Annotated in this window: 9 protein-coding genes; all 9 read left to right on the top strand. The window is 64.9% G+C overall.

Features of this window, described 5'->3' with window-relative positions; genetic code table 11:
• The first annotated feature begins 213 nt into the window (after nucleotides 1-213).
• The 9 genes from AAC050_RS14385 (at nucleotide 214) to rpsD (ending at nucleotide 6,324) form a co-directional block, all read left to right on the top strand.
• Nucleotides 214-1,320 (top strand): S-(hydroxymethyl)glutathione dehydrogenase/class III alcohol dehydrogenase, encoded by a 1,107-nt coding sequence (locus AAC050_RS14385; protein ID WP_339915773.1) that lies wholly within the window; start codon nucleotides 214-216, stop codon nucleotides 1,318-1,320.
• A gap of 156 nt (nucleotides 1,321-1,476) precedes the next feature.
• Nucleotides 1,477-1,812, top strand: coding sequence for a hypothetical protein (locus tag AAC050_RS14380; protein ID WP_339915772.1), 336 nt, complete (start codon nucleotides 1,477-1,479; stop codon nucleotides 1,810-1,812).
• Complete coding sequence (locus AAC050_RS14375; RefSeq protein WP_339915771.1) at nucleotides 1,797-2,177, top strand: VOC family protein; 381 nt, start codon at nucleotides 1,797-1,799, stop codon at nucleotides 2,175-2,177. The genes AAC050_RS14380 and AAC050_RS14375 overlap by 16 nt, the downstream gene beginning before the upstream one ends.
• Nucleotides 2,178-2,316: 139 nt before the next feature.
• Nucleotides 2,317-3,159, top strand: coding sequence for an S-formylglutathione hydrolase (gene fghA, locus AAC050_RS14370; RefSeq protein ID WP_339915770.1), 843 nt, complete (start codon nucleotides 2,317-2,319; stop codon nucleotides 3,157-3,159).
• Nucleotides 3,156-3,395 carry a hypothetical protein gene (locus AAC050_RS14365; protein WP_339915769.1) on the top strand — a complete coding sequence of 80 codons (240 nt, stop codon included), beginning with the start codon at nucleotides 3,156-3,158 and terminating at the stop codon, nucleotides 3,393-3,395. The genes fghA and AAC050_RS14365 overlap by 4 nt, the downstream gene beginning before the upstream one ends.
• Before the next feature lie 110 nt (nucleotides 3,396-3,505).
• The gene (locus AAC050_RS14360) at nucleotides 3,506-4,114 is read left to right on the top strand and encodes a superoxide dismutase (protein WP_339915768.1); all 609 of its coding nucleotides are present in this window, start codon (nucleotides 3,506-3,508) and stop codon (nucleotides 4,112-4,114) included.
• Nucleotides 4,115-4,224: 110 nt separating this feature from the next.
• Nucleotides 4,225-5,154 (top strand): MBL fold metallo-hydrolase, encoded by a 930-nt coding sequence (locus tag AAC050_RS14355; RefSeq protein WP_339915767.1) that lies wholly within the window; start codon nucleotides 4,225-4,227, stop codon nucleotides 5,152-5,154.
• Nucleotides 5,155-5,250: 96 nt separating this feature from the next.
• The gene (locus tag AAC050_RS14350; protein WP_339915766.1) at nucleotides 5,251-5,475 is read left to right on the top strand and encodes a hypothetical protein; all 225 of its coding nucleotides are present in this window, start codon (nucleotides 5,251-5,253) and stop codon (nucleotides 5,473-5,475) included.
• 231 nt (nucleotides 5,476-5,706) lie between these two features.
• A complete protein-coding gene (rpsD, locus tag AAC050_RS14345; protein ID WP_339915765.1) occupies nucleotides 5,707-6,324 on the top strand; it encodes a 30S ribosomal protein S4 in 618 nt (205 codons plus the stop codon).
• Nucleotides 6,325-6,535 lie beyond the last annotated feature (211 nt).

Genomic DNA, 6,535 nt, shown 5'->3' with positions numbered 1-6,535 from the left:
AGACGGGCATCCCGGATCAAAGCCAGACTATCAGACGATCAACACACAAGGTGGCCCGCGCAGCGGGTCGGATGAGGGGTCTCTCTGACCTCTAAACCTTAGTCGGGTGCTGGACCCGACACCCTTGCCGCCGGTATGACCCCTCATCCGTCAGGCCTGCGGCCTGCCACCTTCTCCCGCAAGGGGAGAAGGAACGTGAATGGAGCCCGCCCCATGAAAACCCGCGCCGCCGTCGCCTTTGAGGCCAGGAAGCCGCTGGAGATCGTCGAGGTCGATCTGGAGGGGCCGCGCGCCGGCGAGGTGCTGGTTCAGATCATGGCCACCGGCATCTGCCACACCGATGCCTATACGCTGGACGGGCTGGACAGCGAGGGCATCTTCCCCTCGATTCTGGGCCATGAGGGCGCGGGCGTGGTGGTCGAGGTCGGACCGGGCGTGACCTCGGTCGAAGTCGGCGACCATGTGATCCCGCTGTACACGCCGGAATGCCGCCAGTGTAAGTCCTGCCTCAGCCGCAAGACCAACCTCTGCACCGCCATTCGCGGCACCCAGGGCAAGGGGCTGATGCCCGACGGGACCAGCCGGTTCAGCTACAAGGGCCAGGCGATCCATCACTATATGGGCTGTTCGACCTTCTCGAACTTCACCGTCCTGCCCGAGATCGCGGTGGCCAAAATCCGCAAGGACGCGCCGTTCGACAAGGCCTGCTACGTCGGCTGCGGCGTGACCACGGGCGTCGGGGCGGTGGTCAATACGGCCAGGGTCGAGCCGGGGGCCAACTGCGTGGTGTTCGGTCTGGGCGGCATCGGCCTGAATGTGCTGCAGGGGCTGAAGATGGTCGGGGCCGACATGATCGTCGGCGTCGACGTCAATCCGGACAAGGAAGAGTGGGGCCGTCGCTTCGGCATGACCCATTTCGTCAATCCGAAGGAGGTGACCGATGTGGTCGCCCATCTCGTCGAGTTGACCGGCGGCGGGGCCGACTACACCTTCGACTGCACCGGCAACACCACAGTGATGCGTCAGGCGCTGGAGGCCTGCCATCGCGGCTGGGGTGAGAGCATCGTCATCGGCGTGGCCGAGGCCGGCAAGGAGATCTCGACCCGCCCGTTCCAGCTGGTCACCGGCCGGGTCTGGCGCGGTTCGGCCTTCGGCGGCGCGCGGGGGCGGACGGATACGCCGAAGATCGTCGACTGGTATATGGACGGCAAGATCGAGATCGATCCGATGATCACCCACACGCTGCCGCTGGAGCGCATCAACGAGGCGTTTGACCTGATGCATGCGGGGCAGAGCATCCGCAGCGTGGTGGTGTTTTGATGGGAGCTGGCCTGGAATGAAGCGGCCGATTGTCAGCGACCCGCTCAAGTTCAATGGAGCCCCCCATATTGAGGGGACAGCTCTCACGGTCGCCGAAGTGCAGGACTACTGGCGAACGCCGGGCGTCGGCGCGGTGCATATCCGGGCTCGCTTCCCATGCTGTCGGAGGCTGAGCTTGGGGCTGCAGTCACATACGCCGAGCTGCAGCAGCCGGAGTTTTCCTTTGTGGCGGATCATCCGGGTCCGCCGGCCCGAAGATTGCGGCTGTGGTCCGAACCTCCGGGCTGGATGTTCGCATACACAGAGACGGTCGCAGGTGGTGAGGAGCGTCTCGGCGGCGATTACTGGGACGAGACTTTCAGGGCAATCATCCGCTATCCCGATGACTATGCGCCGAGGGGCGTGATCTGGCGCGATGAACGCACAGGCGAAATCGTCGACATCTATTCCATCAACCCGGAAGCAGGACAGACACCATGTTCACCCACATGACCGTCGGCGCGAACGACATCGAGGCGTCGCGCAAATTCTATGATGCGGCGCTGGGGGCGTTGGGCGTCGCGCCTTCCACGGCCGACGACAAGGGTCGCTACTGGTGGCGTACGGCGCGCGGGGCCTTTGCCATCACCAAACCGCTGGATGGGGAGCCTGCCTGCCACGCCAACGGCGGCACCATCGGCTTCGCTGCCGCTGATCCGGCCGCAGTTGCTGCCTTCCAGATCGCCGGGGTCGCCACCGGCGGCACCGCCATCGAGGACCCGCCCGGCCCGCGCGAAGGCGCGTTCGGCACCCTGCACCTGGCCTATCTGCGCGATCCGTCCGGCAACAAGATCTGCGCCCTGCACCGGGTGGGGTAGTTTTCAGACCCCTCTCCCGTGGGGAGAGGGAGGGGTGAGGGGGTACGGTGCGTCCCGGCTCGACCGTAATCCCTCACCCTCCCGCCGCTGCACGGCGGGCCCCGCCCTCTCCCGCCGGGAGAGGGATCAAGGAGTTGAAATGGAAACCATCAAGCAGCATCAGGTCCACGGCGGCACCCTGCGCTACCTGACGCACGACAGCGCCACGACCGGGACCCCCATGACCCTGTCGGTGTTCGTGCCGCCGGGCGAGGGGCCGTTTCCGGTGCTGATCTGGCTGTCGGGCCTGACCTGTACCGAGGACAATTTCACCAGCAAGGCCGGGGCCTATCGCGCCGCAGCGGAACACGGACTGATCATTGTCGCTCCGGACACCTCGCCGCGCGGAGACGGTGTGGCCGATGATCCGGCCTGGGATCTGGGGCAGGGGGCCGGCTTCTATGTCGATGCGACGCAGGCCCCGTGGACCCCACATTTTCGCATGGAGACCTATGTCACCGGTGAGCTGATCGCCCTGATCGACGCCGAATTCCCGACCACGGGAACCCGCTCGATCAGTGGTCATTCCATGGGCGGGCACGGAGCGCTGACCCTGGCCCTGCGCCATCCCGACCTGTTCACCAGCGTCTCGGCTTTCGCGCCGATCGCGTCGCCGTCGCGGTGCCCGTGGGGCGAGAAGGCGTTCACCGCCTATCTGGGGCCGGACCGGGCGACTTGGGACGCCCATGACGCGACCCGGCTGCTGGAGAGCGGCGCGGCGCGCGGTGTCTATGACGACATCCTGATCGATCAGGGCGACGCCGATCCGTTTCTGGTCGAGCAATTGAAGCCGGAGCTGATACAGGCAGCGGCAGACGCGGTCGGGCAGACGGTGACCATCCGGATGCAGCCCGGCTATGACCATTCCTATTTCTTCATGGCCAGCTTCATCGCCGACCATGTGGCGTTTCACGCCCGACGGCTGGAGGCCGTCAGCCGATGACCACGACCCCCGAAGCCACCCCCGACTACACGCCGATGTTCTCGGCCCTGTGCGTCGAGCTGGGCCTGTGTCTGCACCCCAAGGCCGAAATCAAGGTCATCGCCGCCCTGCCTAACGGGCTGGACGCGGCGGTCAAGGCGGTGCTGGATGCGGAAGGTATCGATCTGGCCTCGTCGCCGGGTGAGCTGCGTCGTCAGGTGCGGGCCTGTCTCAAGGATAATCTGCCCCCGGTCTGACCCGGCCCTGTCGCGACGATTCCGGAACGAATTTACCCGTCCCGCCTTGGGTTCAGCAGGGGGCCTTCCTAGATGAGGCGTCCCCGTTCGGATCGACAAGGAGCCTCCCCATGGCCTTCACCCTGCCCCCGTTGCCCTATGCCTATGACGCGCTGGAGCCTGTGATCGACGAGGAGACGCTGCATATCCATCACGACAAGCACCATCAGGCCTATACCGACAATCTGAACAAGGCCGTGGACGCCGAGCCCAGCGCCCAGGGCAAGACGATGGAAGCGCTGTTCGCCACCATCTCGAGCCTGCCCACGGCCATTCGCAATAACGGTGGCGGCTACTGGAACCACGCTTTCTACTGGGACGGGATGGCTCCGACCGCCGATGCCGGCGCGCCGTCTGCCGAACTGGCGGCCGCGATCGACCGCGATCTGGGCGGCATGGACGCTTTCAAGGCGGCCTTCGAAAGCGCCGGCGCGACCCAGTTCGGCTCGGGCTGGGCCTGGCTGATCGTGCAGGACGGCAAGCTGAAGGTGATCAATACGCCGAACCAGGACAATTCGTTGATGGACATCGCCCCGGAAAAGGGCACGCCCCTGCTGGTCAATGACGTCTGGGAACACGCCTATTATCTGAAATACCGGAATCGCCGCCCCGACTTCCTCAAGGGCTTCTGGACCGTGGTCAACTGGAACGCCGTCAACGCCCGTTTCGCCGCCGCCTGACCCCGCGCCGCCCGACCGTCGGATCGATTTGCCTTCCGACGGTCTGGCGGTCCCGGCGTGCCGTCCTATCTCAGCGTCACCGCAGATCCTCCCGCAGCCGGACTTCGCTCATGACCTTTCACGCCAAACTCGCCACCGCCGGCCTGATCCTGGCCACCGTTCTGAGTGGCTGTTCCCCGGCCGGAGACGGCAAGGCCGGAGCCGACCCCGCTGCCGCCCCGACGGTGGCCGCCGTCAGCGACATCCGCGCCTTCCATATCGGGACGCTGGAGGCGGTGGCGCTGAAGGACGGCACACTGGATCTGCCAAATGACAACACCACATTCGGCCTGGGGCGCACCCCGCAAGAGGTGTCGGCGGTCCTGACCGCGGCTGGCCTGCCGGGCGATCCGATCCATCTGTTCATCGATCCCCTGCTGATCCATGACGACGACCGGCAGGTGCTGATCGACACCGGGGCCGGCGGGGCCATGGGCACAGACGGCAAGCTGGTGCAGTCCCTGGCTTCGGCCGGGGTCGAGCCGGGCCAGATCACTGACGTCCTGATCTCGCACGGCCACGGCGACCATGTCGGCGGCCTTGTTGACGCCGCCGGGGCCCTGCGTTTTCCCAATGCGACGATCCGCATCAGTGCCGCAGAATGGAGCGCCTTGCAGGGTGACACGGCCATGACCGCCCTGGTCCGGGCCATTACGCCCAGGGTGAAGACCTTTGCCCCGGGCGAGGTCGTGGCCCCGAACATTACCGCCGTGGACATTCCGGGCCATACGCCGGGCCACAGCGGCTTCGAGATCGTCTCGGGCGAGGACCGGCTGCTCTATATCGGCGATGCCATGCATCATCCGGTGATCTCGGTGCAGCGGCCCGAATGGCCGATGGGTTTCGACGACGATTCCACCACGGCCATCGCCAGCCGTCAGGCCCTGCTGCAGCGGGCCGCGTCGCAGAACCTGCGCCTGTATGCCTATCATTTCCCCTTCCCCGGCCTGGGCCGTGTCCGGCGGCAGGGCGACGGCTTCGTCTGGGTTCCCGGAACCTAGCAAACATCCTTGGCAAGAATTTGTTACGCCTCAGGGTTGTGTTTGGCTCTGGGCCATGCATTTCTTCACCTTGCTGATTTTAACAAGGAGGGTGTCATGAGAACTCTGCGGATTTCCTGCTTTATCGCCATCGCCACGCTGGCCGCCGTCGCGTCGGGTCCTGCCTTGGCGCTGCCCAGCCATTGGCGGGAGTATGAATACTACTCCGATGCAAGCTACACCCAATGGGTGGGGTCTTGGGGCCAGACATGCGCGGGGACCGTCTACAAGGAAGGCATCCAGACGCCCTACTTTATCCAGGTTTTGAACGATCCTTGCTGAGGTGAGCCGCCCCGGTCGTCCTGGTCGGGCGATCGGGGCGGCGACTTCGGCTTCCCGGCGTGTGGGACGATCGCTGCGTTGACTTCGGCGGCCCGGTCACTCATAAGCCCCGCTTTCCCGCGCCGGACACCGTCCTGCGCGCGAATCCACTACGGACGATGCGTGGACCGCCGTTGAGATCGTGCTTCCAATCTCGGAAGCGCCGGGCCGCATCATGATAAAGAGAACAGAATGTCCAAGCGCCACAGCGCCAAATACAAGATCGACCGTGCCATGGGTGAAAACCTGTGGGGTCGCGCCAAGTCTCCGGTTAACAAGCGTTCCTACGGTCCCGGCCAGCACGGCCAGCGTCGCAAGCAGAAGGTTTCGGACTTCGGTCTGCAGCTGAAAGCCAAGCAGAAGCTCAAGGGCTACTATGCCAACCTGACCGAGAAGCAGTTCCGCAAGACCTATGACGAAGCCGCCCGCCGCAAGGGCAACACCGCCGAGACCCTGATCGGTCTGCTGGAGGCCCGTCTGGACGCCACGGTCTATCGTGCCAAATTCGTCCCGACCCCGTGGGCTGCGCGTCAGTTCGTCAACCACGGTCACGTCACGGTCAACGGCAAGAAGGTCAACATCGCCTCCTACAGCCTGAAGATCGGCGACGTCGTCGAGGTCAAGGAAAAGTCGCGCAACATGGCGCTGGTGCTCGAGGCCCAGCAGTCGTCGGAGCGGGACGTGCCGGATTACATCGAGCTGGGCGACCGTGGCTTCTCGGCCCGCGTCGTGCGCGTGCCGGAGCTGGCCGACGTGCCGTTCGCGGTCAAGATGGAGCCCAACCTGGTCGTGGAATACTACTCCTCGTAAGCCAGGCTACGGTTCAAGAGATCAGAAGGCCCCGGAGCGATCCGGGGCCTTTTTCTTGGTCAGGGCGGCGGCAGGACAGACGCCCGACTGTCTTCTGACCATCCACACCCTGATCGACTTTGCTGATGCGTCCGCAGGCGAATTGGGTGATTAACGCTAGACCATTTTTGTTTCAGGTCGAATCGACCTGAATCCAGAAAATGGTCCAGAT

The organism is uncultured Brevundimonas sp. (assembly GCF_963974615.1).
Lineage (GTDB): Bacteria > Pseudomonadota > Alphaproteobacteria > Caulobacterales > Caulobacteraceae > Brevundimonas.
This window is presented reverse-complemented; position numbering and strand designations above follow the sequence as displayed.

What these genes read in the sequence shown, in the direction of transcription:
- AAC050_RS14385 (WP_339915773.1), top strand. Translation starts at nt 214, where the DNA reads ATGAAAACCCGCGCCGCCGTCGCCTTTGAGGCCAGGAAGCCGCTGGAG.
- AAC050_RS14380 (WP_339915772.1), top strand. Translation starts at nt 1,477, where the DNA reads ATGCTGTCGGAGGCTGAGCTTGGGGCTGCAGTCACATACGCCGAGCTG.
- AAC050_RS14375 (WP_339915771.1), top strand. Translation starts at nt 1,797, where the DNA reads ATGTTCACCCACATGACCGTCGGCGCGAACGACATCGAGGCGTCGCGC.
- fghA (WP_339915770.1), top strand. Translation starts at nt 2,317, where the DNA reads ATGGAAACCATCAAGCAGCATCAGGTCCACGGCGGCACCCTGCGCTAC.
- AAC050_RS14365 (WP_339915769.1), top strand. Translation starts at nt 3,156, where the DNA reads ATGACCACGACCCCCGAAGCCACCCCCGACTACACGCCGATGTTCTCG.
- AAC050_RS14360 (WP_339915768.1), top strand. Translation starts at nt 3,506, where the DNA reads ATGGCCTTCACCCTGCCCCCGTTGCCCTATGCCTATGACGCGCTGGAG.
- AAC050_RS14355 (WP_339915767.1), top strand. Translation starts at nt 4,225, where the DNA reads ATGACCTTTCACGCCAAACTCGCCACCGCCGGCCTGATCCTGGCCACC.
- AAC050_RS14350 (WP_339915766.1), top strand. Translation starts at nt 5,251, where the DNA reads ATGAGAACTCTGCGGATTTCCTGCTTTATCGCCATCGCCACGCTGGCC.
- rpsD (WP_339915765.1), top strand. Translation starts at nt 5,707, where the DNA reads ATGTCCAAGCGCCACAGCGCCAAATACAAGATCGACCGTGCCATGGGT.